The following is a 3,174-nucleotide window of genomic DNA, read 5'->3' on the forward strand; positions in this document are numbered from 1 at the left end:
GTCACCTTGCCGATAGCGGTGAAACAGAGCGCCCCTTTCCGGCCCAATAATCTCAGTTCATAATTCAGCATGGACGCTTCATTCTTCCCAAAATGTAAAACACGGGCCCAACACAGGGAGTGGTTGTCTTTATTATAATAAGGAGTAAAAGCCCAGTCCATGCCGGATATCGGCCCGGCCCCTTTTCCACTTCGCAAAATATTTTCATTCTTCAGCTCTTCTTTCATCTCCCCCAGTAACTTCATGTAATCAATTTTCCGGATCTCCGATTCCTCCATAAAGCCCGACGGATCAAAGGAAATCACAACACCGCGGAAGTCTTTATCCATAGGCCCCATCCTGTTGGGCAACAGCACGCCCAACGTATTCGGATTTTCGGGGTTACCCCACAGATGCTCCACGAGCACGCGGCTTTGCGCAGCATCGAGCAGCCGGTACCCTTCGGGTACTTTTAATATTGTACCCTGTCCCAACTCTTGTTCACCTGCTTTATAAGAAAAGGAAGCAGCCACCATTTCGGAAGAATCCAGCTTATCGTACCTGCTGAGACTATCCTCCCTGGATAATCCCATGGTTTCGAGGCTGACAGCTAAGCAACTGAATACAATCAAGCTGCAAAAGAACGTACGCATAACAGTAATTAAATAGCCCAAGGTTATTTACCAGCCTAACAAACAGGATAAACCGCTATAAAATATACAGATAATTATTGAGGCAATATTACAGATACATAATGCTGCTATAACTCTAACGAAAAATTAGTATTTAAATCAAAAAGTGTCAATAACACGTTAAATACATTTATGGCTGCTCCAGTTTGAGATCCTCGAGGATATGCGGAAGCTCGCTTTGCAACAGCTCAAAAAATTCCCGTTCCTCCTTACGGATATGCGCTTCCAGGCTACATGCCAGCGCATCCATCGCGGCATCCATATCAATGCTGTCCGTGAGGGTGCTATACATACGGGAAATAATCAGGTGTTCTTCCTGCAGCTCCCTGATCATGGCGTCAATTGCTGCGTGCTTACCGGCACACTTTTCAAAAAGGTATTCCTCCTTTTGAATATGTGGCACCATCAGTTCATGGAATACTTTTACGATATATTCAAACCTTGCCTGCGTTTCCAGTGGAAATCCTTCGTATGGCGCGGCATCTTTTTTCAAATAGCGGCATACAAAAAGGAGACGCTTGTGCTCGTGCGACAAGGGCACTAATGAAGTGTGACGTTGCATATACTAAATCAGGAAAGCTTATTTGCGGCAGTATTATTTTTACGATAGACGCCAATTAATATAATACCGGCAATAACCAGGAGCGTGGAAATAATTTCGGCCTGTGTGGGATGAAACCCAAAAATGTCATACCTGGTGTCTACCCTGATCTTCTCTATAAAAAACCGCTCCACTCCATTTAATATCAGGTAGATGCCAAAAATAACACCGGGTATCTTTACCCTTTTACGAATGGCCCAGAGGATTCCGAACAACACCAGGCAAACGATAATTTCATATAACGGTGTAGGATATACGGCAATTGGCAGCACTTTACAATACTGGCCATCACAGCCGGCCATCTGTACGCCTTCTTTAATAACATTGTGCGGGTAACCATAGGCAAATAACCAGTCCGGCAAAAATCCCAGGGCAGCCGGTTTCTCAAACGCAGCGTGGGGGATCTTCTCTACTGCTGCATATTGCTGCTGGAAAAAAGCGGCATTTTTCTGCACCATATCCTGGAATGTGGCAGGCGCCATTTTCACGGCATGGCCTGTACCGGCATCTACAGCATAGGCGCTGTTGTAAATTCCCCAATCACCGTCACCGGCAAAATGACAACCCATTCTTCCTATGGCATAAGCCAGCATCAGCGCAGGCGCTGCACTGTCGATCAGCGCACGGATATTAAATTGCTTTTTACGGGCATAGCTAATGATCACGATGGCGGCCACTATCAGGCCACCGTAGAAGGTAAGGCCGCTGAAAGAAAGTAAAGCGCCGATGGGATCCTGTACAAAATCGCCCCAGTTTTCGAGGTTATGGAATATTTTAGCGCCGAGTAACCCTGCGATGGCTGCCATTACAATAATGTCCGGCACGCGGTGGTGCGGCATTACCAGCACAGTTTCTTCTTTAGGTTTCGGAAGTGCCTCTTTCTTTTTTGTATAGTATTTGTATCCCGCCATGGCTGCTGCCACAAGAATACCGGCAACAAAGCTGCCCTGGCCGGAGAATACAAACGACTGTAAATCCTGGGAAACAGTGTCCCATTGAAAAAAGATCCCGAGGATCTTGTATCCTATTATGAATCCTACTACTGCGTTTCCGATCAGCTCCCCCTGCGACGCAGGAAGCCCGGTAACCACTTTTTCGGGAATACCTTTCAGCAATCCGAGGGCTTCATAGCGTTTGAGTTCACGCGTTAAAATATAGGCGCCGGCCAGGAAGGCGATCGCAACAAAAAAACCAAATGTCTGGAAAATCTTTAAAAACGGGATCTCTACGCCAAGCAACTCTCTGAACGCGTAATATAGATTAGGATACATAGCCGAAAAAAAATTGGTGATCTGAATCTTCCTATGAACAAAGCCGAATTTAATCAAAAGGAAAATCAAACCACCAAAGTACGATGCAATTTCGAATTTCTAAATTGGAATTTAGAAATGTGAATATTTAGCAATACTGTTCAAAAGCGTCAGCCAGGTTTGCAGCAATCATTTGTGCAGAACGGCCTTCAATCATATGGCGCTCGATAAAATGCACCAGTTCACCATTTTTAAACAGGGCTATCGCCGGAGAAGAAGGAGGATAAGGCATCAGGTGACTACGGATCTGTTTTACCGCTTCACCGTCAAAACCTGCAAAGCTGGTAGTCAGCCTGTCCGGTTTCTTTTCGCTGTGCGCCACTGCCAGCAATACACCCGGGCGGGCTGTACCTGCAGAACAACCACATACAGAGTTGATCATTACAAGTGTAGTACCTTCTTTCTGCAATGTGCTGTCAACACTTTCCGGTGTCAGCAATTCTTCAAAGCCATTATCTGTTAATTCTGCCTTCATTGGCATTACAAGTTCCGCTGGATACATATAATTAGAGTTTTTTCTGTTTGTATTTTTTACAAAGTTAGTCATATGTACCCAAAAAGTAAAAAAATGGATATTGAAATAGACTTTTTG

Annotated in this window: 4 protein-coding genes; all 4 read right to left on the reverse strand. The window is 45.0% G+C overall.

Annotation, left to right across the window (positions count from 1 at the left end; genetic code table 11):
* The coding region (locus VN105_RS29185) for a DUF2167 domain-containing protein (protein WP_325646925.1) at positions 1 to 632 on the reverse strand (632 nt) is incomplete at its 3' end.
* A 169-nt stretch (positions 633 to 801) separates the two neighbouring features.
* Positions 802 to 1,233, reverse strand: coding sequence for a hemerythrin domain-containing protein (locus tag VN105_RS29190; protein ID WP_325646927.1), 432 nt, complete (start codon positions 1,231 to 1,233; stop codon positions 802 to 804).
* Between the two features lie 8 nt (positions 1,234 to 1,241).
* Positions 1,242 to 2,543, reverse strand: coding sequence for a prolipoprotein diacylglyceryl transferase (locus VN105_RS29195; protein ID WP_325646929.1), 1,302 nt, complete (start codon positions 2,541 to 2,543; stop codon positions 1,242 to 1,244).
* A gap of 127 nt (positions 2,544 to 2,670) precedes the next feature.
* A complete protein-coding gene (locus VN105_RS29200; protein ID WP_325646931.1) occupies positions 2,671 to 3,084 on the reverse strand; it encodes a BrxA/BrxB family bacilliredoxin in 414 nt (137 codons plus the stop codon).
* Between the last annotated feature and the right edge of the window lie 90 nt (positions 3,085 to 3,174).

The organism is Chitinophaga sp., assembly GCF_035564935.1.
Lineage (GTDB): Bacteria > Bacteroidota > Bacteroidia > Chitinophagales > Chitinophagaceae > Chitinophaga.

What these genes read in the sequence shown, in the direction of transcription:
- VN105_RS29190 (WP_325646927.1), bottom strand. Translation starts at nt 1,233, where the DNA reads ATGCAACGTCACACTTCATTAGTGCCCTTGTCGCACGAGCACAAGCGT.
- VN105_RS29195 (WP_325646929.1), bottom strand. Translation starts at nt 2,543, where the DNA reads ATGTATCCTAATCTATATTACGCGTTCAGAGAGTTGCTTGGCGTAGAG.
- VN105_RS29200 (WP_325646931.1), bottom strand. Translation starts at nt 3,084, where the DNA reads ATGTATCCAGCGGAACTTGTAATGCCAATGAAGGCAGAATTAACAGAT.